This window comes from Phycicoccus jejuensis, from assembly GCF_044797865.1.
Classification (GTDB): Bacteria; Actinomycetota; Actinomycetes; order Actinomycetales; family Dermatophilaceae; genus Phycicoccus; species Phycicoccus jejuensis.
This window is the reverse complement of record NZ_CP085209.1, coordinates 1884029-1909251: the sequence shown is the minus strand read 5'-3', so window position 1 is coordinate 1909251 and position 25223 is coordinate 1884029. Positions and strand designations below refer to the sequence as shown.

The window sequence follows — 25223 nt, the reverse complement described above, 5'->3', positions numbered from 1 at the left end:
GTCCCGGTGCGCCGTCATTCGCACGCCGGCCTGTGGACGGCAGGCGACCCGGTGTCGGCCGGGGTGCGTACGGTGGGCGGACCATGACGACACCGGCCCAGGTCCTCGCTCCCCCGTCCCCCGAGGTCGCCGACCGCGCCCGCACGGCGCTGCGGCGGCTCGTCGGCCGCGACGACGTCGACTTCCGCGACGGCCAGCTCGAGGCCGTCTCGGCGCTCGTCGAGCACCGCTCGCGCGCCCTCGTCGTCCAGCGCACCGGATGGGGCAAGTCGGCCGTCTACTTCGTCGCCACGGCGCTGCGCCGGGCCGAGGGTGCCGGGCCGACGGTCATCATCAGCCCGCTGCTCGCGCTGATGCGCGACCAGATCGCCGCCGCCGGCCGCGCCGGCATCCGCGCCGTGACGATGAACTCGGCCAACGCGCAGGACTGGGACGAGGTGCGCGCCGCCCTCGCCGAGGACGCCGTCGACGTCCTCCTCGTCAGCCCCGAGCGCCTCAACAACCCGCGCTTCCGCGACGAGCAGCTGCCCGACCTCGCCCGGCGCTGCGGCCTGCTCGTCGTCGACGAGGCGCACTGCGTCAGCGACTGGGGGCACGACTTCCGCCCCGACTACCGGCGCATCCACGACCTCCTCGACGGCCTGCCCGCCGACGTCCCGGTGCTCGCGACGACCGCGACGGCCAACGCACGCGTCGTCCACGACGTCGAGGAGCAGCTGTCCACCGGCGGCCAGCCGGTGCTCACGGTGCGCGGCGGCCTGGCCCGCGACTCACTGCGGCTCGGCGTGCTCCGCTCGATGTCCCCCGAGCAGCGGCTCGGCTGGCTGCTGGCGCACCTCGGCGAGCTGCCCGGCTCGGGCATCGTCTACGCGCTGACCGTCTCGGCGGCCGAGGACGTCGCGGCGTCCCTACGCGAGGCCGGTCACGCCGTCGCGCCGTACACCGGCCGCACCGACCCGGCCGACCGCGAGCGCCTCGAGGAGGCGTTGCGGCACAACGAGGTCAAGGCCCTCGTCGCCACCTCCGCGCTGGGGATGGGCTTCGACAAGCCCGACCTCGGCTTCGTCGTGCACCTCGGCGCGCCGAGCAGCCCGGTCGCCTACTACCAGCAGGTCGGTCGCGCCGGGCGCGCCACCGACCGCGCCGACGTCCTCCTCCTGCCCGGCCCCGAGGACCGCGACATCTGGCGCTACTTCGCGAGCGTCTCGATGCCGCGCGAGGAGCAGGCCGCCGCCGTGCTCACCGCGCTCGCCGAGGCCGGGCGCCCCCTCTCGACCGCCGCCCTCGAGACGATCGTCGACGTCCGCCGCACCCGCCTCGAGCTCCTGCTCAAGGTCCTCGACGTCGACGGCGCCGTGCAGCGCGTCTCCGGTGGCTGGGCCTCGACGGGCGTCCCGTGGACCTACGACGCGGAGCGCTACGACCGGGTCGCCGCGGCCCGGCAGGACGAACAGCAGCTGATGGTCGACTACGAGCGCACCGACGCGTGCCGGATGGCCTTCCTCCAGGAGTGCCTCGACGACGACAGCGCCGTCCCCTGCGGCCGCTGCGACGGCTGCGCCGGGCCCTGGTACCCGACCGACGTCCCCGACACCGTCGTCGGTGCCGCCCGCGAGCGCCTCCGGAAGGTCGGCACCGTCATCGACCCGCGCGCCCAGTGGCCCTCGGGGATGGACCGCCTCGGCGTGCCGGTCAAGGGCCGGATCGCCGCCGACGAGCAGCTCGAGCCCGGCCGCGCGCTCGCCCGCCTGTCCGACCTCGGCTGGGGGCAGCGGCTGCGCGAGGTGCTCCGCGAGGACGCCCCCGCCTCCCCCGAGCTCCTGCGGGCCTGCGTCCCGGTCCTCGCCGAGTGGGGCTGGGGGCAGCGCCCGGTGGCCGTGGTCGCGATGCCCTCGCGCTCGCACCCGCAGCTCGTCCGGTCGCTCGCGGCCGGGCTGGCGCAGATGGGGCGCCTGCGCGACCTCGGCACCCTCGACCTCGCCCACGGCGGGCCGACCGGCGAGATGGGCGGCAACAGCGCCTACCGCCTGGCCGGCGTCTGGGACCGCGTCGTCGTCGGCCCGGACCTCGCGGCGCAGCTGGCCGACTGCCCGGGGCCGGTGCTCCTCGTCGACGACGTCGTCTCCTCGCGCTGGAGCCTCACCGTCGCCGGGCGGGCGCTGCGGCAGGCCGGGGCTCCGGCGGTGCTGCCGCTCGTCCTCGCCGTCGACGGCTGAGGCGCCACCCGCACGGGTCCCCCCGATGCCCGGACCCCGCGTCGGTCACACCCCGTCGCCGAGGCGTTCCATCGCGGCCACGAGCTCCTGGAGCGCATCCCGCACCTCCCGTGCGCGCCGCTCCCCCAGCTCGTCGACGAGCCGCCGGGCCGCGGCGCGCTGCTGGGGCGCGATGTCGCGGACGGCCGCCAGGCCCGCCGGGGTCACCTCGACGAGCTTGGCGCGGCGGTGCGCCGGGTTGTCGCGGTAGGCGGCGAAGCCACGCTCGACGAGCAGGTCGGCGATGCGCTGGACGCTCTGCCGGGTCAGGCCCATCTCGCGCGCGATCCCGCTGACCGGCAGGGGTGTCGGCAGGACGGCGCCGAGCACCTGCCACCACGCCGCCGTGAGGCCGGCCGGGCGGGCCAGCTCCTCGGCGAGGGCGAGGAACTGGCCGTTGAGCCGGAAGACCGCGAGCGCGCTGTCGGCCAGCAGGGTCTGCTCGGGGGTCGGCTCCGCGCGCCGGCCGCTCACGCGCTCTCCAGCTCGAAGTACCCCGCCGGGTCGTGGTCGGCGTACAGCCGCCCGTAGGAGTCGATCCGCTCCGCGGGGTGGGCCCCGAGCCGCCGGAAGACCGCCATCGCGAAGTGCACCGGGTCGATGCCCGTCGCCGTGACGACGTCGCCGTCGACGACCGCGGGCTCGTGCACGTAGCGCTCGCCGCCCGCGTACCCGCTGGAGGCCAGGAAGCCGGGGTCGTTGCTCGTGTGGCGCACGTCGTCGAGCAGCCCCGCCGCGGCGAGCGCCCACGTGGCGCCGCAGACGGCCGCGACGGGCACCCCGGCCGTGAGGTGGGCGCGGGCCGCGTCGACGAACGGGCCGGCGACCTCGGGATCCGTCCAGGTCCGGCCCCCGGGCAGGACGAGCATCGCGGAGTCGGCGGGGTCGAGGTCGGCGAGCACGAGGTCGGGCAGCACCGTGAGGCCGCCCATCGTGCGCACCGGGCCCGGCCGGGCGGCGACGGTCGCGAGGGTGAAGCCGCCGACGGGGCTCTGCCCGCCGAGGTGTCGCAGGTGCGCGGCGAGGTGGCCGACCTCCCAGTCGGCCATGGTGTCGAGGACGGCGAGGTGGACGGTGGTGGAAGTCATGACAGCATCCTACATTTTTGACAGCCTGTTGTCAATACCTCCGATGACCCTTCACGCTCCATCCGCTCGCCGTGCACCCGACTGCGTCACCGGCCCCGACGGCCCCTAGCGTGGAGCGGTGAGCCAGGAGACCGAGGAACGCGCCGAGACCACCCGCGACGACGCGCCCGACCCCCGGCGCTGGCGCATCCTCGGCGTCACCCTCGTCGTCGGGTTCATGGTGCTGCTCGACGTGACGATCGTGAACGTCGCCATCCCCTCCATCCGGACCGGGCTCGACACCTCGGCGGGCGGCGTCCAGTGGGTCGTGTCCGGCTACGCCCTCGCCCTCGGGCTGATGCTCGTCATCGGCGGGCGCCTCGGTGACGCGCACGGCCGCCGGGCGATCATGCTGCTCGGCCTCGGCGGCTTCGTCGTCGCGAGCGCGGCCGCGGGGTTCGCGCCGAACATCGGCGTCCTCGTCGCGGCGCGCCTCGTCCAGGGGTTCGCAGCCGGCATCCTCACGCCGCAGAGCTCGGGACTCATCCAGTCGCTGTTCCAGGGGCGCGAGCGCGGGACCGCCTTCGGGCTGTTCGGGTTCACCGTCTCGGTGTCGTCGGCCGTCGGGCCGGTGCTGGGCGGGCTGCTCATCGCCGCGTTCGGCGAGGAGAGCGGCTGGCGCTGGATCTTCCTCGTCAACGTGCCGATCGGCCTCGTGCTCCTCGTGGGCATCGCCCGGCTCGTCCCCGGCCGCACCGACGACACGACCGGTGACACCCACCTCGACCTCCCCGGCGCCGCACTCCTCGGGGTGACGGTCCTCGCGCTCCTCTACCCGATCGTCAGCCTCGAGTCCGGCAGCCGCTGGCCGCTCCTGCTCCTCGCCCTCGTGCCGCTGGCCGGCGCCGCCTTCGTCCGCCACGAGCGGCGCGTCGTGCGCGACGGGGGTGCGCCGCTGCTCGACCTCGGCCTGCTGCGCGAGACGCCCGGCTACGCCAGCGGCATCGTCATCGGCAGCCTCTACTTCACCGGGTTCACGGGGATCTTCCTCGTGCTCAGCGTGTTCCTCCAGGACGGGCTCGGGTTCACGCCGCTGCACGCCGGGCTCCTCCTCACGCCCTTCGCCGTCGGGTCGGCCGTCGCGAGCCCGCTGGCCGGCCGGGCGGTCAGCCGCGTCGGCCGCCCGCTGACGGTCGTCGCGCTCGCCGTGATGATGGTCGGCCTCGTCGCCCTCGCGGCCGTCGTCCCGGCGGCCGACCGCGACCTGCCGTGGTGGCTGCTCGCGCTCCCCCTGCTCGTCGCCGGCCTCGGCGGAGGCGCCGTCGTCTCGCCGAACATCACGCTCTCGCTCGCCGAGGTCCCGCCGTCGATGGGTGGCGCCGCGGGCGGGGCCCTCCAGACCGGCCAGCGGATCGGCGCGGCCATCGGCGCGGCCGTGCTCATGACGACCTACCAGGTCGCGGTGGGCCGCACCGAGGACCCCGGTACCGCGCTGCGCTGGGCGCTCGGCGCCTCTGTCGTCCTGCTGCTCACGGCCTGGGCGGCGGCCGTCTGGTCCTGGCGGCGCGAGCCCGACGCCCGGGTCGGCTGACCGGTCGTCCCCGGGTGAGGATGGGGTCATGGCCCACCCCGCCTACACGTACGTCGAGGAGCACGCGCGCCGGTCGCTGACCGTGCTCGTCGTCGTCCTCGCCCTGTCCATGCTCGTCGCCGGTGCCCTGCTGCGCAGCCGCGACGGCGGGCTCGACCTCACCCCGGACGGCCCGCTCGACTGGCTCGTCGCCGTCCTCGCCCTCGCCGCCGTCCCGGCCTGGCTCGTCCTCGGCGACGGCGCGTGGGGCGACTGGCCACAGCCGTCCGGCCTGGCGGTCGGCGCGGACCGGCTCGTCGTCGACGAGGTGACCTTCGGCTTCGCGGAGCTCGCCGACGGCACGGCCACCCTGCCGGACGCGCCGCCCGGCCGACGGGGGGTGGTCGAGGTCCCGCTCGCCGCCGGCGGCTCGCTCACCCTGCGCCCGCACGACGCGGGCGCCTTCACCCGCTCCCTCGTCAGCGCGTACCGCGCGTGGGCGGCGGGTCGACCCGCACCGTGAGCAACGGCAGGAAGAGCTGGACGACCGGCCCGATGAGCAGCGCGTAGACGAGCGTCCCGAGGCCCACCACCCCGCCGAGCAGCCAGCCGAGGACGACGACGGTCACCTCGAGCGAGGTCCGCACGAGGCGCACCGAGCGGCCGGTGCGGCGGGTCAGGCCGGTCATCAGCCCGTCGCGCGGCCCCGGCCCGAGCTGGCTGCCGATGTACATCGCGCCGGCCACGCCGTTGCCGACGACGCCGAGCAGCATGACGAGGACGCGCCAGCCGAGGCCCTCGACCGGCGGGACGACGGCGAGCGTGGCGTCCGTCGCGAGGCCGATGACGACGGCGTTGGCCACCGTCCCGACACCCGGCCACTGGCGCAGCGGCAGCCAGAGCAGGAGCACGACGAACGAGGTGGCGATGACCATCTCGCCGTAGGTGATCGGCACGTAGCGGATGAGCCCCGTCGTGAGGACGCCCCACGGCTCGACCCCGAGTCCGGCGCGCAGCATCAGCCCCATCGTCACGCCGAACAGCCCGAGCCCGACGAACAGCTGCGCGAGCCGGTGCGGCAGCCGCCCGGCCCGCAGCTGCTCGAGCGGGGTCATCGGGACGAGGGGGACCCGGCGGGTCATCCCGCGGCGGGCCAGCTGGAGCGGTGACATGCCGCCCATCCTGCCGCGGGATTGGCCTGTGAATCGAGGGCCAATCGTGCGACAGTGGCCACGTGAGCACCGTCCCCAGCGTCAGCGCCGCGCGCACCGCCCGGCTCGTCGGCGACCTCGGGGCCACCCGCCCCGCGTACCGCGGCCTCGCCGACGCGCTGCGCCTCGCCGTCGCCGACGGCCGGATCGCCGTCGGGACCCGGCTGCCGAGCGAGCGCGACCTCACGACCCACCTCGGGGTGAGCCGCACGACGGTGACGCGCGCCTACGACGTGCTGCGCGAGCTCGGCTACCTCACCTCGCGGCAGGGCTCCGGCTCGGTCGCGACCCTCCCCGACGGCGCCCGCCGACGTGGCACCGGGGGCCTGTTCCCGGCCGACGTCGCCGACGACGTCCTCGACCTCACCTGCGCCGCCACCCGCGCGCCCGCCGGGGTGCTCGAGGCCTACGAGCGGGCGCTCGAGCGACTGCCCTCCTACCTGTGCGGCGCCGGCTACCTCACCTACGGCGTCCCCGAGCTGCGCGAGGCGGTCGCCGACCGCTACACCGCCCGCGGCCTGCCGACGAGCCCCGACGACGTGCTCGTCACCTCCGGGGCCGTCGCCGGGCTCGCCGTCGTCGTCCGCGCGCTCCTGCGGCCCGGCGAGCGCGTCGTCGTCGAGGACCCGAGCTACCCGAACACCCTCGACGCCCTGCGCGGCGCCGGCGCGCGGCTGCGCGGGCTGCCGGTCGACCCGACCGGCTGGGACGTCGACGAGGCGGTGCGCGCGGTCGCGACGGCCGGGGCGCGGGCCGCCGTCCTCATCCCGGACTTCCACAACCCGACCGGCGCCCTGCTCGACGACGAGGACCGCGCCCGGCTGGGTCGCGCCCTCGCCGCGGCCGGCACGGTGCCGGTCGTCGACGAGACGATCGTCGAGATCGACCTCGAGGGCGGGGCGATGCCGCTGCCCTTCGCGGCCCACGCGCCGACCGCGGTGAGCATCGGCAGCTCCTCGAAGTCGCACTGGGGCGGCCTGCGCACGGGATGGGTCCGCGCCCCCCGCGGCGCGCTGCGGTCGCTCGTCGAGGCCCGGGTCACGAGCGACCTCGGCGCCCCGGTCCTCGAGCAGCTCGTCCTCGTCGAGCTGATGCGCCGCTCCCCCGGTGTCACCACCGAGCGTCGCGACGCGATCGTCGCCGCGCGCGACGCCCTGGCCGCGGGGCTGCGGGAGCACCTGCCCGAGGCGTCCTTCCGGGTGCCGCGCGGCGGCCTCTCGCTCTGGTGCGAGCTGCCGGCCGACCTGCCCTCGAGCAGCCTGGCGGCCGCCGCCGAGGACGAGGGCCTGCTCGTCGCCGCCGGCCCGCGCTTCGCGCTCGACGGAGGCCTCGACCGCTGGCTGCGCCTGCCGCACGTGCTGCCGCCGGAGACGATGGCCGAGGCGGCCGTCCGCCTCGGCCGCGCCGCGGAGCGGGTGCGGGGCGGTCGCACCGGGCGGGCGCGCCCCGGCCGCCCGCTCGTCGCCTGACGCGCGCTGGCTATCGTTTCCCCGTGACCGACCCGCACCCGGACCCGCTCGTCGACCTCCTCCAGACCCTCGACCTCGAGGAGCTCGGCTCGGCGCAGGTGAGCGTGCAGCCGCGCAGCCTCGCGGCGGCGCCCGGCGTCGAGCTGCCCGACACCTTCGCCGAGGACGTCACCCTCTTCCGCGGCTCGAGCCAGAAGCAGCCGCACGGCCGCGTGTTCGGCGGCCAGGTCCTCGCGCAGGGCGTCGTCGCGTCCGGGCGCACCGTCGCCGGGGTCGGTGACGTGCGGCGGCGGCTGCACTCGCTCCACGCCTACTTCATGCGCCCCGGCGACGACACGCAGCCGATCACCTTCAGCGTCGAGCGGATGCGCGACGGCCGCTCGTTCTCGACGCGGCGCGTGCACGCCGTCCAGCACGGGCACCCCATCCTCTCGATGAGCACCTCGTGGCAGGCCCCCGACGGCGGCCTGGACCACCAGGACACCGCCCCGCAGGTGCCCGACCCCGAATCGGTCCCGTCCCTCGCCGAGCTCTTCGCCGGGCTGGACGACCCTCGCGCACAGCACATCTCGCGTCGCGCCATCGAGCTGCGCCACGTCGAGGGCAACCTGTTCGCCGGGCCGCCGGCCGAGCAGGTCGCCGAGCAGCACGTGTGGATGCGCGCGGTCGGCCGCCTGCCCGACGACCCGCTCGTCCACGACGCCGTCCTCGCCTACGCGTCCGACTACAGCCTGCTCGAGCCGGTCCTGCGCCGGCACGGCCTGCCGTGGACGACCCGGGGCCTGAAGATGGCCAGCCTCGACCACGCGATGTGGTTCCACCGTCCGGCACGCGCCGACGAGTGGGTGCTCTACTCGCAGGAGTCGCCGTCGGCGCAGGGCGGCCGAGGCCTCGGCATCGGCCGGATGTTCTCCGCGGACGGCACGCTCGTCGCGACCGTCGCCCAGGAGGGGATGGTCCGCGTCCCCGAGTGACCCTGGGTCGAGGTGATGTCCGACCCTGTCGTGGTCGGGTTTCACCTCCACCCGCTCAGCCGGCGTCGACGAGGTGGCCGTCGGCGATCTCGACCACGCGGTCGGCCACGGCGAGCAGGGCGGGGTCGTGCGTCGTCACCAGCGTCGTCATCGTCCGCTCCTTCGCGAGGCGCGCGATGAGCCGCATGATGTCGCGGCCGGTCTCGGAGTCGAGCTGACCGGTCGGCTCGTCGGCGAGGAGCAGCCCGGGCTCGGCGACGAGCGCCCGCGCGAGGCCGACGCGCTGCTGCTGGCCGCCGGACAGCTCGTCCGGGCGGTGCTCGGTGTGCCCGCCGAGGCCGACGTGCTCGAGCGCCTCGGTGACGCGGCGCTCGCGCTCGGCGGGGTCGACCGCGCGCAGCCGCAGGGGGACGCCGACGTTCTCGCGGGCGGTGAGCACCGGCACGAGGCCGAAGGACTGGAACACGTAGGACACGGGCCCGCGGCGCAGCGCGAGGAGGTCGGCGTCGGTCATCGTCGTCACCTCGAGGTCGCCGAGGTGCACGATGCCGGCGTCCGGCCGGTCGAGCCCGCCGATGACGTTGAGCAGGCTCGTCTTGCCCGAGCCCGAACGGCCCCGCAGCGCGACAAGCTCGCCCGGCGCGACGTCGAGCGAGACCCCGCGCAGCGCGTGGACGGCCGTCTCCCCCGACCCGAACGTGCGGTGCACCTCGCGCACCCGCAGCGGCTCCCCGGTCATCCCTGCTCCTCGTCCTCGCTGGTCGGTCGCACCGCGATGTGGTCCGGCTCGAGCCCGAGCCGCACGCGGTCACGCATCCCGAGGGCGCCGGTGAAGGCGGCGGGCAGCTGCAGGCGCCCCGCGCGGTCGAGCACCGCGAACTCCTCGACGACGCGGCCGGCCTCGCCGTCCGCGCCGACGGCGTCGCGCCGCAGCACCTCCGTGGCCGTGCGGCCGTCGCGGATGCCGACGGTGCGGGACACCTGCTCGCTGACGTGCGCGTCGTGGGTGACGACGAGGATGGTCGTCCCGAGCTCGGTGTTGGCGCGGCGGATGGCCTCGAAGACCTCGTCGCTGCTGCGGGTGTCGAGCTCGCCGGTGGGCTCGTCGGCGAGCAGGACGCTCGGCCGGTTGGCGACGGCCACCCCGAGCGCGACCCGCTGCTGCTGGCCGCCCGACAGCTCACCGGGCCGCCGGTCGGCGCACTCGGGGATGCCGAGGACGCCGAGGATCTCGCGGGCCCGGCGCGCGCGCTCCCCCGACCGGACGCCGGCGAGCATCATCGGCAGCTCGACGTTCTCGGCGGCGCTCAGGTAGGGCAGCAGGTTGGCGGCGGCCTGCTGGAAGAGGAAGCCGACCGTCCGCCGCCGGTACTCCAGCCGCTCGCGCCGCTGCATCGCCCCGAGGTCGTGCCCCGCGACCCGGGCCACGCCGGCACTCGGCCGGTCCAGCCCCGAGAGGATGCCGAGCAGGGTCGACTTGCCCGACCCCGACGCGCCGACGAGGGCGACGAGCTCCCCCCGGGTCACCCGCAGGTCGAGGCCCTGCAGGGCGACGACCTCGATGCCCTCGGCCCGGTAGATGCGGACGAGGTTCTCGCAGAGGATGTCCGGGCCGTCCGGGCGGCCGGAGTCGCGGCGGCGGCGGGGCGTGGTGGTCGTGGTCATGCCGTGTCTCCCGTGCGCAGGTGGTCGGCGAGGTGGCCGCGGCTGGCCGCCGCGGCGTCGAGGACGAGGGCGAGCGCCCCCAGGACGAGGACGAGCAGCGCGGCGCCCGCGGCGGCCGGGAGGCTGGGGTCGACCGGCGGGAAGGGCGCGGAGCCCGTGAACGGCGCGAGGTCGACCGCGGGACCCACGAGGGCGGGCGCGAGGGCGCCGGCGGCCGCCCCCGCCAGGGCCGCGACGGCGACGACCGGGAGGACCTCGGTCCAGGCCAGGCGCCGCTCGAGCCCGTGCGGCAGGCCCATCGTCCGCAGCCGGACGACGAGGGCCGCGCGGTCGGGACGCGTGGCGACGAGGAGGAGCGCGAGGGCGAGCAGCGTGAGGACCCCCGCGAGGACGGCACCCACGGAGTAGGTGAGCGCCACGAGCCGGGAGAGCGCGCGGTCGGCGACGCGGTCCTGCGCGGCGAGGACCGAGTCGACGGCACCCACCCGGCCGCTCGGTGTCGCCGCCCCGGGGTCTCGCAGGGCGGTCAAGGCTCGTGCGGCGGACGCGTCGGCCGCGACGAAGGCGGTCTGGGGGGTCACCGCCGGTGCGAGGGCGGTCAGCCGGTCGAGCGGCACGAGCACCGCCGGGACCTGACGACCGGCCTCGAGCCGCACCAGGCCGGGATCGACCACGGTGCGACCCAACGGGATCCGCTCGCCGCGCACCACCACCTCGGCACCGTCGCCGGCGTCGACCCCGGGGCCCACCACGGCGACGAGCCCCTGACCGGACGCTGCGGGCGGGCCCTGCACGGCGAGCGGCGTGCCGGCGACGAGGTCGGCGTAGGCGCCCGGGTCGGTGGCCACGAGGACGACCGGCGTGGCCCGGCTCCCGGACGAGACGGTGGCGTCCGCGACGTAGGCCGCCACGACCCCCCGGACCCCCGGACGCGCGGCGAGCGCCCGCACGTCGTCGTCGCCGACCCGGACCGCGTCGACCCGCACGTCCGCCCCCACCTGCCGCTGGGCGGAGACCTCGCGCTGGTCCTGCACCGCGAGGGTGAGCGACGCCAGCAGGGCGAGCATCGCCGCGCCGACGACGACCGCGAGGACGGGCAGCGTGGCACTGGCCCCGGTGCGCGCCGCCCGCGCGAGCCCGACGAACGTCACGAGTCCCTTTCTGCGTGAAGCGAACCGGGCGAGCGCGCGCAGCGGGGCGGGCAGCAGGCGGAGGACGAGGAGCGCGGCGACCGCGGCGGCGAGGTCGGGGGCGAGCGCGGCCCACCAGTCGGTCGTCCCCGCCGCGATCTCCGCGCCCCGACGGCGGACCGTCGCGACGGCGGCCACCGCGAGGGCCAGGACCGCGAGCTCGGCGACCACCCGCCGGGCCGCGCGGACGAGCCGTCGCCGGCGGACCGACTCCTCGGACGAGTCGTCGCGCTCGACGGCGCCGACCCGCAGGAGGACCGCCACCGACCCGGCGAGCACGGGGACGAGCGAGACGGCGACCACCTCGAGCCACGAGCCGATGCCGAGCCGCCCGGGGACGAGGAGCACCGCGAGGACGGCCCCGAGCCCGGCGGCGACGAGCGCGGGCAGGGCGCTGCCCGCGACGACCTGTCCGACCACCTGGCCCACGGTCCCCCCACGCGCCCGCACGAGGGCGACCTCGGGTCCACGCCGTGCCACGGCGACGACCGCGGTGAGCGCGAGGACGAGCACGGCCAGCGCGGTGAGGCCCGCCGTGGCGAAGGTCGTCATCACGTCGGTCGCCCGGACCGAGGCCTCGTAGTCGTCGAGCACGGAGGCGAGCCCGGTCGAGACCTCGAGGGGCGAGAGCCCCGGGCGGTCGAGGCGGGAGTCGGTGTCGAGGCGGACGAGGGCGTCACGCAGCGGGGCGACGTCGGCGGCGCGCAGCCGGGCGGCGTCGAGGGGGTAGCGCCACGACGCCGCGAGCACGGTCGAGTCGCCGGCGAGGACCACGCCGGGGACGGGCCGGGCCATCCCGTCGGACACCGCCCCGTAGGAGGAGGCGTCCGCGACGACGGCGCCCTCGGTGACGACGCCGCCCTGCGGGGTCGCGATCCGCGCGAGGCCGGTCATCCGCGGCTCGGCCTGCCAGAAGCCGTCGGTGGGGTCGACGGGGTCGAAGGTGCCGGTGACGACGACGGCGAGGGGCAGCAACCGGTCTCCGGGCTGCACGACGAGCCGGTCGCCGGTGCGGACACCCCAGAAGCGGGCGGTCGCGTCGGCGAGCGCGACCGGGACCTCGGCCGTCACGTGGCCGCGCAGGACGGGCGCGAGGGAGCGCGTACCGCTCGGGGCGCCGGGGGCGGCACCCGAGGTCCACCGGACGTGGTCGTCGAGCCCGCTCTGCACCCGGACGACGGCCCGCGAGCCGTCGGGGCGCAGCGTGGTCCCGTCGGTGCGGGTCAGCGTGGTCGAGCCGCTCTGCGCCGCCCACGTGGGGTCGGCGAGCAGGCGCCCGACCGTGGGTCCGAGGACGCTGCGTACGGCCTCGTCGACCGCGGTGAAGGGCGCCGCCGGCCCGTCACCGGGTGTCTCCGAGGGGGACGGGACGTCGTACGAGGGGGCTGCGGCAGCGCGCACCCCCACCTCGCGCGCCTGGGCCCGGGCGGCCGCCACGGTGTCGCCCACGGCGTCGTCCGTGGCCACCGAGACGGCCCGGGGGGTGGCGACGAGGTAGGCGGCCGTCAGTGCGGCCAGCAGCGCGAGGACGACGGCGGGGGCCCGCGAGGTCGCCAGCGCCCGCAGCGCGAGCGCGCGGGCGCCGAGGGCCGCCACACCCTCGGCGCGGCCGCCCCGGGTGGTGACGTGCCGGCCCGGTGCCGTGCGGCCGCTCACGGCGACTCCCCCCGCCGCAGCTCACCCGCGAGGTCGCGGCTGGTGCTGCGCAGCACGGCGGCGCCCACCGCCGAGAGGGCGAGGACGAGCAGGAGCACGTACCCCGTGAGCAGGCCGGCCGGCAGCTCGACGCGCACCGGCGGCACCTGCGGGTGCCCGTCGCCACCGACGAGCAGCGGCACGACGGTGACGGCCGCGACGACACCCAGCACGAGGCCCACGACGACGGTGACGGCCACGACGAGGACGCGCTCAAGGACGAGCACGGCCCGGATGCGCTCCGGCGGTGAGCCGAGCGCGAGGAGGACGGCGTTCTCGTGCCGCCGGGCCCGCCCGAGCGCCGCGGTGCTCGCCGCGAACCCGACCCCGGCCAGCAGGACCGACGCGAGGGTGACGAGCAGCATCGCCGAGCGCATCCCCGCGTTGACGGGGTCGCGCAGGCGCTGTGCGGCCAGCTCGTCCTCCACCTCGAGGCTCGTCCCGTAGGGCAGCCCGGCGCGCACGGCGGACGCCGCCTGCACTGGGTCCGCCGGGGCGGCCCACCACTCCTGGGGCTCGAGCACGAGCCGGCTGCGGACGTCCGAGCCACCGCCGACGCGCTCGGCGGCCGCCTCGACGGTCGGCAGGTCGAGGAGGACGCCCCGCCCCGGCCGCTGCGCGGTCGGGAGCGAGTCGACGACGGCGACCACCTCGACCGGCAGCTCGCGCAGGCCGAGGGGCAGCGTCACCCGCCCGCCGCGGCCGGTCCGCAGCGCGTCCGCCACCTCGCGCGTCACGACGGCGGGGACGGCGCTCGTCCGGCCGGGCGCGGCGGCGAGCCAGAGCCCGGCACGGTCGGAGTGCGGCGCCAGCACCCGACCCAGCGGCACGTCGGTGCCGTCCGCCGCCAGCGACGTGAGCACGAGCTCGAAGGTCGGCTCGGGCACGAAGAAGTAGACGAAGTCGGGCAGCGGGACCGACAGGCCCACGACGCTCACGGGGGCGACGAGACCGAGACGGGACAGGTCCGCGGTGAGGGTGCGCTGCTCCGGGCCCACGGCGCCGAGGGGCACGGACGTGACGATGCCGCGCGCGTCCCGCACGGCGAGGGACGCCGCGAACCCCTCGGGGCCGACGGCGCTCGAGCTGCCGGTGGTGACGATCTTCGCCGTGACCGAGACCTCGCGCGGGGTGCCGGGGAGGGCGAGGCCGTCCCCGAGGTCACGCCCGGCGAGGAGGCGACCGGTGACCTCCGCCCACGGCGCGTCGAGCGTGTCCGGCCGGGGCCGGAGGACCCGGGCCGCGGCGCGGGCGTCCATCCCGAGCACGGTGACGCCCTCGACGCTGCCGAGGTCGAGGGACGTGCGCCAGACCGGGGTGACGCGCCCCGGGTCCCCCGCGGCGCGGTCGACGAGCGCGCCGGTCGCGCCCGCGGAGGGGCCCGCGACCTGCTGGACGACCCGCAGCGGTGCGCCCGTGTCGAACGCCGACTGGTCCGCCACGGCGCGGCCGACGGTCGCCGAGTGCCCGAGAGCGATCGTGCCCATCGCGACGGCCAGCAGGACGAGGAGGAGCGTGCCACCCTGGGTGGCCGCGCGACGGGCGAACTGCCATCCGCCCCACGCGGCGTCGAGCCCCGGGCGCCGGGCGCCCCACCGCGCGACGACCCAGGCGAGGAGCGGGAGCAGCCGCAGGGCCAGGACGGAGAGCCCGGCGACGACGAGGGCCGGCGCGATGGTCGTCACGGGGTCGACGCTGCGCTGGCCCACCGCGTCGTAGCGGCGCAGCTGGACGGCCGCCAGCGCGCCGAGCACGACGAGGACGACGTCGAGGCCCGACCCCGCGGCGAGCCGCAGGCCGGCCCGACGGCTGCGCGCGTCCTCGCGGGAGCGGCCGACCCAGAGCGTCGTGGCCACCGTGACGGCCACCGCGAGGAGGGCCAGCGGCACGAGGGCCCGCCAGAGGGTGGCGTCGCGCAGCACCGTCGCCGACCACCACGCCCCGCTGCCCGAGACCGCGCGCGTGACCACGGGGGCGACGAGCACCGCCCCGAGGACGCCGACCACGGCGACGACGACGGCATCACCCAGCGCCAACCCGGCGAGCCGCCGGGTCGAGGCCCCCCGGACCCGCAGCAGCCGGGTCTCGCCGTCGCGCAGCGTGGCGAGCAGGGCGGCGGCGCCGACGAGGGCGACGCTGCCGAGGAGCACGAGGAGCACGGCCGGGGTGAGCAGCGAGACGCGCACGCGGTCGCCGACGACCGTGGCGCCGTCGACGAGCGCGGGCAGGTCGCTCGCCACCCGCGGGCTGCGCAGCGCAACCGTGGCCGGCCCGGCGCTCGCCTGTACCCCCGCGACGGTCGGCAGCCCGGTGAGGGCGCGCAGCCGGGTCAGGACGTCGTCGGCCCGGGCGCCGGCCCCGGCGAGCCCTCCGGCCCGCACGTCGCCGAGGTCGGGCACCGCCCGCCACGTGACGGTCGAGGTGCCGACGAGGGAGCCGTCGAAGGTGCCCGGGGCGACGACGAAGGGCCCGTAGGACGTGAAGTCGGACGCCACGACGCCGTCGAGCGCCAGCGGCAGGTCGCTCCACAGCCCGTCCTCGGCGTCGCGCGGCCGGAAGGTGCCGACCACCTCGGCCGTCACGCGCGGGGCCTGCGGGTCGACGAGGTCGGTCAGGTCCAGGCTCCCCCCGGGCGCGACGGCCAGGGCCGTGGCGGCCGCGTCGGGCAGCACGACCTCGACCCGCCGGGGGGCGGCCGACGACGTGGCGGGCCGCTGCGGCCAGCGTCCCGCGGTCAGCTCGGCGGCCTGCCGGAGCCCCTCGACGTCGGCGAGGGCGGCCCGGTCACCCGAGCCGCGCCCGGCGATGCCCCGCGAGGTCGCGGTGCCGACCCGGGTGACGGTCGCGCCGGCCAGCGGCGCGAGCGCCGCACGGACCGCGGCGTCCGTCGCGCCGAGCTCCCCCGGGCGGAGCGACCCGGTGACGACGACCGACCGGTCGACGGGCGGGACGTCGAGCGCCGAGCGCACGCCCGCGTCGGTGATCCGGGCCGAGAGCAGCTGCAGGGCCGTGACGACGACGAGGGAGGCGAGCACGGAGACCGTGATGGCGGCGACGGCCACCGGGTGGGCACCCAGCCGGCGGCGGAGCAGCCGTGCACCACCCACGCCGAGCGCTCCTCCCGCGGGCGGACCGTCCGCCCCCGCGGCACCTTAGCCGCGGGTCAGGACCGCTCCACGCGCACGACGGACACGCTTCGGCAACGATGCCCGACGCGGTCGGCGTCCACCTCGACCCCGTCGCCCCAGGCGAGCAGGACCTCGGCAGCGCCGGCGACCGGCACGTCGGCGCCGTCCTCCCCGAGCGTCACGACGACCGCGTAGGGGTCACCGCCGGCCGGGGCGTGGCGCAGGACGAGCCAGCGGGCGTCCTCGTCGAAGGACACCTCGACGTCGGCGAACCGCGTCGGGCCGGCCGGCAGCAGCCCCCGCCGCAAGGCCGTCAGGTCGGTGTACCAGCGCAGCATCCGCGCGTGGTCGGCGTCGTCGAGCTCGCTCCAGCGCAGGACCGACCGGTCGCGGGTCGCGGGGTCCTGCGGGTCGGGCACGGCGTCGGCCGACCAGCCGTGCGAGCCGAACTCGGCCCGGCGCCCCTCGCGCACGGCGTCGGCGAGCCAGTCCTCGGCGAAGCTCGTGAAGAACTGCCACGGGGTCGAGGCGGCCCACTCCTCGCCCATGAAGAGCATCGGGGTGGTCGGGCCGAGAAGGTACAGGGCTGCGCCGGCCGCCTGCAGCGCCGGGTCGGCCACGAGAGCCGAGATGCGTTCGCCCGTGGCCCGGTTGCCGACCTGGTCGTGGGTCTGCAGGTACCCGAGCAGGCGCCGGGCGTCGAGGTGCTCGCGGTCGACGGGAGCGCCCCACGGGCGGTCGCGGAAGGACGAGAAGGTCCCGTCGTGGAGGAAGCCGCGGGTCAGCACCTTGGCCAGCACCGCGAGCGGGCCCTCCTCGCCGCTGCCCGGTGTGCCGCCGAAGTCGGCGTAGTAGCCCTGGGTCTCGCCGGTCAGCGCCACGTGGAGGGCGTGGTGGACGTCGTCGTCCCACTGCGCCGTCATCCCGCGCCCGCCGTCGGCGGTGGGCGTGACCATCGAGGTGTCGTTGAGGTCGGACTCGGCGACGAGCTCGAGCGGGCGGCCGAGCTCCTCCGCGAGCGCGGCGACGGCGTCCGAGAGCTCGGCGAGGTAGTGCCGCGGCGAGTCGTCCTTGAGCTCGTGGACGGCGTCGAGGCGCAGCGCGTCGACGTGGAGGTCGCGGAACCAGCGCAGCGCGTTGCCGACGAGGAAGCGGCGGACCTGCGCGGAGCCCTCGTGGTCGAGGTTGACCGCCGCGCCCCACGGCGTGTGGTGGGCCTCGGTGAAGTAGGGCCCGAAGCGCGCGAGGTAGTTGCCGCTCGCCCCGAGGTGGTTGTGCACGACGTCGAGGCAGACCCCGAGGCCGCGCGCGTGGCAGGCGTCGACGAACCGCGCGAAGGCGTGCGGGCCGCCGTACGCGTCCTGGACGGCGTAGAGGCCGACGCCGTCGTAGCCCCAGCCGCGGTCGGTCGGGAAGGCCGCGACGGGCATCACCTCGACGACGTCGACCCCGAGGGCGACGAGGTGGTCGAGGCGGTCCACGGCGGCGTCGAAGGTGCCCTCGTCCGTGAAGGTGCCGACGTGCAGCTCGTAGACGACGCCCCCGAGGACGCCGGCACCGTCGCGCGGGCCGCGCCAGGCGGAGTCGGTCCACGGGAAGGACGCCGGGTCGACCGTGCGGCTGCGGCCGTGCACGCTCTCGGGCTGCCACGCGCTGCGCGGGTCCGGGAGCGCGGGCTCCTCGCCGTCGAGGACGAAGGCGTAGTCGAGCTCGCCGCTGCCGGATGGCGGCGTCCAGCGCCACCACCCGTCGTCGGCGGCCTCCATCGGCTCCCGCCGCCGCTCGGCCTCCACCCGTGCGTCGTCCGACGAATGTGTCGATTCCTGCACACCGGACCCCTCGTCCGCGTGTGCATCTTTCGACACATTCGTCGGTTCCTGCACACCGTCCGACCCTGGGGCCGGGGACCACTCGATGTCGACGCGGGTCGCGCTCGGCGCCCACACCTCGATGACGTGCTCGCTCACGACGGGTGTCCCTCCGCGGTGTCGTCGTCGGCGCCGGCGTCCTCCACGCCAGCGTCATCGGCCTCGGCCTCCGGGTCCTGCCGGACGAGCAGGGCGACCGGACGGTCGGCGAGCAGCCCCTCGAGCGGCGCGGCTCCGGCGGCCACGGGACGGCCCGACAGCACCTCGGTCCACTCCCCCGCCGGCACCTCGAGCGCGGCGTCGCCGAACCCGCCGGCGTCGGCGAGCCGGCCCGCGGCGCGGGTGACGACGACGAGCGCGCGGGCGCCGTCGGCGTCGCCGCGGGCGAAGGCCAGCGCGTGCTCGCTGCCGGTGTCGACCGGCTCGTACGTGGCGTCCGGCCCGACGAACGCCTCCGGGTGCTCGCGCCGCAGCCGCAGCGCGAGCGCGGTGAGGCGCATCTTGTCGTCGTCGAGGTCGAAGCAGGGCTCGTCGTCGTCGACCCGCGCGAGCCGCTCGGCGCGGTCGGACCAGTCGACGGGCCGACGGTTGTCGGGGTCGACGAGCGCGAGCATCCCGATCTCGCAGCCCTGGTAGACGTCCGGGACACCGGGCATCGTCAGCTGGACGAGCTTCTGCCCGAGGATGTTCGCGCGCACCGAGGCCTCGTGCGGCCCGGTCCACGCGTCGAGGTGCTCGTGCACGGCGAGGTCGCGCCCGACGGCCCGCGCGAAGGCGACGACCTCCGACTCGTACTCCTCGTCGCCGTCGACCCACGCGGTGTGGACCTTGGACTCGCGCACCGCCTTGAGGAGGTACTCCTCGAGCCGCGCCCCGCTGACCGGCCACGTCCCGACGAGCGTCTGCCAGACGAGGTACTCGGTCGGGGCGTCGACGCGCTCGGTGCGGTACTGCGCCGCGAGCTCGCGGGCGCGGGCCAGCCACTGCTCCCAGCCGCGGGCGTCCTCGGCGAGGACCATGAGACGCGCCCGGGTGTCCTCCGAGCGCTTCGTGTCGTGCGTGGTGAGCGTCGTCATCGACGTCGGCCACTCGGCCTGCTGCCGGGCGCACCACGCGTGGAAGGCGTCGACGTCGGAGGCGAGGACCTCGGGGTGGCCGCCGACCTCGTTGGCCCCCGAGAGCCGGAACCACCGGTAGAACGCGGTGTCCTCGATGCCCTTGGCCATGACCGGCCCGCAGGTCTGCTGGAAGCGCACCCGCAGCTCGTCGGCGACCCGGCCGGTGTCGGGGGCGGCCTCGGGGACCTCGCGGTCGAGCACCAGGCGCACGACGAGGTCGAGCGCGTCCTCGTCGCTCGGCGCGAGGATGCCCCGCGCGCGGGCGGCGGCGTCGTCGACGACCGCGGCCTGCTCGGGGTCGACACCCCGACCGGGCACGACGTAGGCGCGGTAGCGGTCCATCGAGACGAGCAGCGCCTCGAGGGCACGGCGGACGGCGACGGCGTCCGCGTCCGGGACGACCCGGCGCGCCAGGCGCATCAGCCGGTCGACCTCGGCGGCCTGGACGTCGTCCACCACGAGCCGCTTGCTCTCCTGGACGACCCCTTCGAGGGACTCCTCTCCCGGGGCGACCTCGGCCCACAGGCGGTCGAGCGTGCCGGTCTCGTCGGCCGGCGTGAGCACCTGCTGGACGCGCAGCAGCGCGTCGTAGCCGGTCGTGCCGGCGCAGCGCCACGCGTCGGGCAGCCGCTCCTCGCCCTCGAGGATCTTCTCGACGACGACCCACGCGTCGCCGGTGGCGTCGGCGAGCCGCTCGAGGTAGCCGCCGGGGTCGGCGAGGCCGTCCGGGTGGTCGATGCGGAAGCCGTCGACCTGGCCGTGCCCGTGCAGCGCGAGCAGCAGGGCGTGCGTCGCGGTGAAGACGACGGGGTCCTCGACGCGGACGGCGACGAGCGTCGTCACGTCGAAGAAGCGCCGGTAGTTGAGGGCGTCGCCCTCGCGCCAGCTCGAGAGCCGGTAGGCCTGCGCCTCGACGAGCTCGGCGAGCGGGAGCTCCTCGGTGCCGGGCGCGACCGGGAACTCGTGGTCGTAGTAGCGCAGCACCGGGTCGGCCCCGCCCGGGCCGCCGTCCGCGGCGAGGACGAGCTCACCACGGTCGAGGACCTGCTCGAGCGACGCGCCGAGCACGGGCATGAGGATGCGGTCGTCCTCGGCGACCCAGTCGACGTCGAACCAGCCGGCGTACGGCGAGCGTCGGCCCTCGCGCAGGAGCGACCAGAACGGCGCGTTGAGGTGCTCCGGCGAGGGCACGGCCATGTGGTTCGGGACGACGTCGACGACGACGCCGAGCCCGGCCCCACGGCACGCCGCGACGAGCCGGTCGAACGCCTCGCGCCCGCCCGCCTCCTCGCTGATCCGCGTGTGGTCGAGCACGTCGTAGCCGTGCATCGACCCCGGCGCGGGCTGGAGGATGGGCGAGAGGTAGACGTGCGAGACGCCGAGCGAGGCCAGGTACGGGACCTGCGCGGCGGCGTCGTCGAAGCCGAACCCGCCGTGGACCTGGAGCCGGTAGGTCGCCGTCGGGACGACGCGGGAGGGGTCGGGGCGGTGGGCCACCACGGGTCAGACCCTCGTCGCGCCGGCCGCTCCCGCCGCGGGGGTGAGCACCTCGCGGGGGTCGCGCAGGACGATGACCGAGCGCGCCGAGACCGTGACCGTCGAGCCCGCGTCGTGCCACTCGGGCTCGACGCTGTCGGCGGCGGTGTCGATCTCGGTGCACCAGCGCTCGCCCCACTCGTCGCCGGGCAGGACGAACTCGTGGTCCTCGTGGTCGGCGTTGAACAGGACGAGGAAGTCGTCGTCGACGACCGGTCGGCCGCGCAGGTCCGGGCTCGGGATGGCCTCGCCGTTGAGGAAGACGGTCATCATCCGCGCCTCGCCGTCGCTCCAGTCGCCGTCGCCCATCCGCTCACCGCTCGGCTGGAACCACGCGATGTCGCCGAGCTCGGACTGGCCGCCGTGGTCGGCGCTGCCGGCGAAGAAGCGGCGCCGGCGGAAGACCGGGTGCTCGCTGCGCAGCTTCGCGACCGCGCTCGTGAAGGCGAAGAGGTCGCGCTGCTCGTCGTCGAGGTCCCAGTCGACCCACGAGAGCTCGTTGTCCTGGCAGTAGACGTTGTTGTTGCCCTGCTGGGTGCGGCCGATCTCGTCGCCGTGCGCGATCATCGGCACGCCCTGGCTGAGCAGGAGCGTCGCGAGGAAGTTGCGCTGCTGGCGGCGGCGCAGGGCGCGCACCTCCGGGTCGTCGGTCTCGCCCTCGACCCCGCAGTTCCAGGAGCGGTTGTGGCTCTCGCCGTCGCGGCCGTCCTCGCCGTTGGCCTCGTTGTGCTTCTCGTTGTAGGAGACCAGGTCCCGCAGCGTGAAGCCGTCGTGCGCGATGACGAAGTTGATGCTCGCGATCGGCTTGCGTCCGTTGTGCTCGTAGAGGTCGCTCGAACCGGTGAGGCGCGAGGCGAACTCGCCGAGCGAGCCCGGCTCCCCGCGCCAGAAGTCGCGGACGGTGTCGCGGTACTTGCCGTTCCACTCGGTCCACAGGGGCGGGAAGCCGCCGACCTGGTAGCCCCCGTCGCCGACGTCCCAGGGCTCGGCGATGAGCTTGACCTGGCTGATCACCGGGTCCTGCTGGATGAGGTCGAAGAAGGCCGAGAGCTTGTCGACCTCGTGGAACTGGCGGGCCAGCGTCGCCGCGAGGTCGAACCGGAAGCCGTCGACGTGCATCTCGGTGACCCAGTAGCGCAGGCTGTCCATGATCAGCTGGAGCACGTGCGGGTGGCGCATGAGCAGGCTGTTGCCGGTGCCCGTCGTGTCGTAGTAGTGCTCCTTGGCGTCGTCGACGAGCCGGTAGTACGCGGCGTTGTCGATGCCCTTGAAGCTGATCGTCGGGCCCATCTCGTTGCCCTCGGCGGTGTGGTTGTAGACGACGTCGAGGATGACCTCGATGTTCGCCTCGTGCAGCGCCTTGACCATCGCCTTGAACTCGGTGACCTGCTCGCCGCGGTCGGCGCGCGCGTACGCGTTGTGCGGCGCGAGGAAGCCGATCGTGTTGTAGCCCCAGTAGTTCGTCAGGCCCTTGGCCTGCAGCGAGGTGTCCTGGACGAACTGGTGCACCGGCATGAGCTCGATGGCCGTCACGCCGAGCTTCGTCAGGTGCTCGACGATCGCCGGGTGGCCCAGGGCCGCGTAGGTGCCGCGGATCTCCTCGGGGATCTCGGGGTGGGTCATCGTCAGGCCCCGCACGTGCGCCTCGTAGATGACGCTCTCGTGGTACTCGTGGCGCGGCGGGCGGTCGTGGCCCCAGTCGAAGTACGGGTTGATGACGACGCCGAGCATCGTCTTGCCGAGGCTGTCGTCGGTGTTGCGGACCTCGGGGTCGTCGAAGTCGTAGCTGAACAGGGCGGGGTCGTTCTCGACCTGGCCCTCGACGGCCTTCGCGTAGGGGTCGAGGAGGAGCTTGCTCGGGTCGCAGCGGTGCCCGTTCTCGGGCTCGTACGGGCCGTGGACGCGGTAGCCGTAGCGCTGCCCCGGCTGGATCGCCGGCAGGTAGCCGTGCCAGACGAAGCCGTCGACCTCCGGCAGGTCGATGCGGGTCTCGGCGCCGTCGTCGTCGATGAGGCAGAGCTCGACACGCTCGGCGACCTCGCTGAACAGCGCGAAGTTCACGCCGGAGCCGTCGTAGGTGGCGCCCAGGGGGTAGGAGGTGCCGGGCCAGATCTCCACAGGTGATGCCTTTCGTGGGGTGTCGCTGCAGGGCCAGCGGCGCTGCCGGCGTCGCGCGGCCGACCGGCCGCTGCGGACTACTCAACCTACCGGTGACGTGCGACGCGACGGACCAAGCCGTCGAACCCTCGTCACGGGTCTCGGTTACTGTCGGGCCAGCCCTACCCCCCGACCCCGAGGAGCAACCCCATGTCCGACCAGCGCGTCGCCGTCGTCACCGGAGCCGCCCGCGGGATCGGTGCCGCCACCGCCGAGCGGCTGGCCCGCGACGGGTTCGCCGTGGCCGTCCTCGACCTCGACGAGGCCGCCTGCGAGGAGGTCGCCGGGCGCATCCGCGACGCCGGGGGCCGCGCGCTCGGGGTGGGCGTCGACGTCGCGGACGCGGCCGCCGTCGAGGCCGGCGTGGCGCGGGTGGCCGACGAGCTCGGCCCGCCGGTCGTCCTCGTCAACAACGCCGGCATCATCCGCGACAACCTCATCTTCAAGATGACCGAGGGCGACTGGGACTCGGTGATGGCCGTGCACCTCAAGGGCGCGTTCCTCATGACCAAGGCCTGCCAGGCGCACATGACGCAGGAGCGTTACGGGCGCATCGTCAACCTCTCCTCGTCCTCGGCGCAGGGCAACCGCGGCCAGGCCAACTACTCCGCCGCCAAGGCCGGCCTCCAGGGCTTCACCAAGACCCTCGCCATCGAGCTCGGCAAGTTCGGCGTCACCGCGAACGCCGTGGCGCCCGGCTTCATCGAGACCGACATGACGCGGGCGACCGCCGAGCGGCTCAAGGTCTCGTTCGAGGACTTCCTCACCCACACGGCGTCGCAGATCCCCGTCGCGCGCGTCGGGCAGCCCGCCGACATCGCCGCGACGATCTCCTTCCTCGTCTCCGAGGAGGCCGGCTTCGTGTCCGGCCAGGTCATCTACGTCGCCGGCGGCCCCCTCGACTGACCTCTGCTCCCCACCCGTCTCCCCTTTTCGGGGTCACCCCGAAATGTCCACGAGACCCCGGTTCCGAACCGGGGTCTCGTGGACGAACCGGGGTCTCGGCACCACCGGGCCGCCGAGACCTGACCGGACGGACACGACGACGCCCCCGGACCGCTGCGGTCCGGGGGCGTCGTGGTGTCAGGTGCTCAGAGGCCGAGGTCGCGGCCGATGAGCTCCTTCATGATCTCGTTCGAGCCGGCCCAGATCTTCGAGACGCGGGCGTCGCGCCAGGCGCGGGCCACGCGGTACTCGTTCATGAAGCCGTAGCCGCCGTGCAGCTGGACGCACTCGTCGAGCACCTCGTTCTGCACCTGCGCCGAGAACCACTTGGCCTTCGCGGCGTCGACCGGGGTCAGCTTGCCCTCGGCGTGCGCGGCGATGCAGTCGTCGACGTAGGCCTGGGTGACCTCGAGCTTGGTCAGCAGCTCGGCCATCTTGAACTTGTTGTGCTGGAACGAGCCGACGGGCTGGCCGAACGCCTTGCGCTCCTTGGTGTACTCCACGGTCTCGCGGAAGATCTGGAAGGCGTGCGCGGTGTTGGCGACGGCGGCGCCGATGCGCTCCTGCGGCAGCCGCTGCATCATCGCGATGAAGCCCATGCCCTCCTCGCCGAGCCGGTTGGAGTCGGGGACGCGGACGTCCTCGAAGAACAGCTCGGAGGTGTCGGCCTCCTCCTGCCCGACCTTGTCGAGCTTGCGGCCGCGGGTGAAGCCCTCCATCCCCTCCTCGACGACGAGCAGGGTGATGCCCTTGGCGCCCTTGGACGGGTCGGTGCGGGCCGCGACGATGACGAGGTCGGCCTGGTAGCCGTTCGTGATGAAGGTCTTGCTGCCGTTGAGGACCCAGTGGTCGCCGTCGCGCACGGCGGTGGTCTTCAGCGCCGCGAGGTCGGAGCCGCCGGAGGGCTCGGTCATCGCGATGGCGGCGATGAGCTCGCCGTTGGCCATGCCGGGCAGCCAGCGCTCCTTCTGCTCCTGCGTGCCGAGGTCGACGATGTACGGCGGGCAGACGTCGGAGTGGATGCCGAAGCAGGACGACACGGCGAAGTTGAAGCCGGCGATGACCTCGGCCGCGATCGCGTTGAAGCGGTAGTCCTCGGCCCCCATCCCGCCGAACTCCTCGGGGATGTCGAGGCCGAAGAGGCCCTGCTTGCCGGCCTCCTTCCAGATGTCGCGCTCGACGGCCTTGACCTCGAGCATCTGCTCGGCGCGCGGCTTGAGCGTGCGCTCGACGAACTCGGCGACGGAGGCGCGGAAGTCCTCGTGCTCGGCGGCGTAGACGTTGCGGGGCATGCGGCTCCTCGGCTCGGTGGGCGGACGGCGGCGGCACGCCACCGTTGACTAAGCGCTTGCTTAGTCTGACGCCGGTGCGGCAT

At 75.5% G+C, this 25223-nt stretch carries 17 protein-coding genes; 6 read left to right on the top strand and 11 right to left on the bottom strand.

The features are described 5' to 3' along the window. The first annotated feature begins 83 nt into the window (after window positions 1–83). Entirely contained in the window at window positions 84–2216 is a 2133-nt protein-coding gene (locus LG324_RS08975) for a RecQ family ATP-dependent DNA helicase (RefSeq protein ID WP_404352996.1), read from the top strand. 45 nt (window positions 2217–2261) lie between these two features. Here LG324_RS08975 and LG324_RS08970 read toward each other — a convergent pair whose 3' ends face one another. Then, window positions 2262–2729 (bottom strand): MarR family winged helix-turn-helix transcriptional regulator, encoded by a 468-nt coding sequence (locus tag LG324_RS08970; RefSeq protein WP_207022789.1) that lies wholly within the window; start codon window positions 2727–2729, stop codon window positions 2262–2264. Continuing rightward, window positions 2726–3343, bottom strand: coding sequence for a DJ-1/PfpI family protein (locus tag LG324_RS08965; RefSeq protein WP_404352995.1), 618 nt, complete (start codon window positions 3341–3343; stop codon window positions 2726–2728). Before LG324_RS08965 ends, LG324_RS08970 begins: the two co-directional genes overlap by 4 nt. Window positions 3344–3461: 118 nt before the next feature. Between LG324_RS08965 and LG324_RS08960 the strand changes: the two genes are divergently transcribed. Both LG324_RS08960 and LG324_RS08955 read left to right on the top strand, forming a co-directional pair. After that, window positions 3462–4913 (top strand): MFS transporter, encoded by a 1452-nt coding sequence (locus LG324_RS08960; RefSeq protein WP_404352994.1) that lies wholly within the window; start codon window positions 3462–3464, stop codon window positions 4911–4913. 28 nt (window positions 4914–4941) lie between these two features. After that, the gene (locus LG324_RS08955; protein WP_404352993.1) at window positions 4942–5415 is read left to right on the top strand and encodes a hypothetical protein; all 474 of its coding nucleotides are present in this window, start codon (window positions 4942–4944) and stop codon (window positions 5413–5415) included. On the opposite strand, the gene LG324_RS08950 is transcribed toward LG324_RS08955, so the two are convergent. Further along, a complete protein-coding gene (locus LG324_RS08950; protein WP_242525782.1) occupies window positions 5372–6064 on the bottom strand; it encodes a YitT family protein in 693 nt (230 codons plus the stop codon). The genes LG324_RS08955 and LG324_RS08950 overlap by 44 nt on opposite strands. A 62-nt stretch (window positions 6065–6126) precedes the next feature. Between LG324_RS08950 and LG324_RS08945 the strand changes: the two genes are divergently transcribed. Both LG324_RS08945 and LG324_RS08940 read left to right on the top strand, forming a co-directional pair. After that, complete coding sequence (locus LG324_RS08945; RefSeq protein ID WP_404352992.1) at window positions 6127–7572, top strand: PLP-dependent aminotransferase family protein; 1446 nt, start codon at window positions 6127–6129, stop codon at window positions 7570–7572. Between the two features lie 23 nt (window positions 7573–7595). Continuing rightward, window positions 7596–8546 (top strand): acyl-CoA thioesterase, encoded by a 951-nt coding sequence (locus LG324_RS08940; protein WP_404352991.1) that lies wholly within the window; start codon window positions 7596–7598, stop codon window positions 8544–8546. Window positions 8547–8601: 55 nt separating this feature from the next. Here LG324_RS08940 and LG324_RS08935 read toward each other — a convergent pair whose 3' ends face one another. The 7 genes from LG324_RS08935 to glgX are packed head-to-tail and all read right to left on the bottom strand — an operon-like array spanning window position 8602 to window position 22864. Next, window positions 8602–9285: an ABC transporter ATP-binding protein gene (locus LG324_RS08935; protein WP_404352990.1), complete on the bottom strand. Its 684-nt coding sequence runs from the start codon at window positions 9283–9285 to the stop codon at window positions 8602–8604. Then, complete coding sequence (locus tag LG324_RS08930) at window positions 9282–10211, bottom strand: ABC transporter ATP-binding protein (protein WP_404352989.1); 930 nt, start codon at window positions 10209–10211, stop codon at window positions 9282–9284. The genes LG324_RS08935 and LG324_RS08930 overlap by 4 nt, the downstream gene beginning before the upstream one ends. Continuing rightward, window positions 10208–13057, bottom strand: coding sequence for a hypothetical protein (locus tag LG324_RS08925; RefSeq protein ID WP_404352988.1), 2850 nt, complete (start codon window positions 13055–13057; stop codon window positions 10208–10210). The genes LG324_RS08930 and LG324_RS08925 overlap by 4 nt, the downstream gene beginning before the upstream one ends. Further along, the gene (locus LG324_RS08920) at window positions 13054–16203 is read right to left on the bottom strand and encodes an FtsX-like permease family protein (RefSeq protein ID WP_404352987.1); all 3150 of its coding nucleotides are present in this window, start codon (window positions 16201–16203) and stop codon (window positions 13054–13056) included. Before LG324_RS08920 ends, LG324_RS08925 begins: the two co-directional genes overlap by 4 nt. 56 nt (window positions 16204–16259) lie before the next feature. Continuing rightward, entirely contained in the window at window positions 16260–18191 is a 1932-nt protein-coding gene (treZ, locus tag LG324_RS08915) for a malto-oligosyltrehalose trehalohydrolase (RefSeq protein ID WP_404352986.1), read from the bottom strand. Then, window positions 18188–20710, bottom strand: a complete 2523-nt coding sequence (treY, locus tag LG324_RS08910; protein WP_404352985.1) for a malto-oligosyltrehalose synthase — start codon at window positions 20708–20710, stop codon at window positions 18188–18190. Before treY ends, treZ begins: the two co-directional genes overlap by 4 nt. Window positions 20711–20713: 3 nt before the next feature. Next, complete coding sequence (glgX, locus tag LG324_RS08905) at window positions 20714–22864, bottom strand: glycogen debranching protein GlgX (protein ID WP_030527455.1); 2151 nt, start codon at window positions 22862–22864, stop codon at window positions 20714–20716. 189 nt (window positions 22865–23053) lie between these two features. On the opposite strand from glgX, the gene fabG reads away from it, so the two are divergent. Then, the gene (gene fabG / locus LG324_RS08900) at window positions 23054–23809 is read left to right on the top strand and encodes a 3-oxoacyl-ACP reductase FabG (RefSeq protein WP_404352984.1); all 756 of its coding nucleotides are present in this window, start codon (window positions 23054–23056) and stop codon (window positions 23807–23809) included. Window positions 23810–23994: 185 nt separating this feature from the next. Here the strand turns inward: fabG and LG324_RS08895 are convergent, their stop codons facing one another. Then, on the bottom strand, window positions 23995–25140 hold the full coding sequence (locus tag LG324_RS08895; RefSeq protein ID WP_404352983.1) for an acyl-CoA dehydrogenase family protein: 1146 nt from the start codon (window positions 25138–25140) through the stop codon (window positions 23995–23997). Between the last annotated feature and the right edge of the window lie 83 nt (window positions 25141–25223).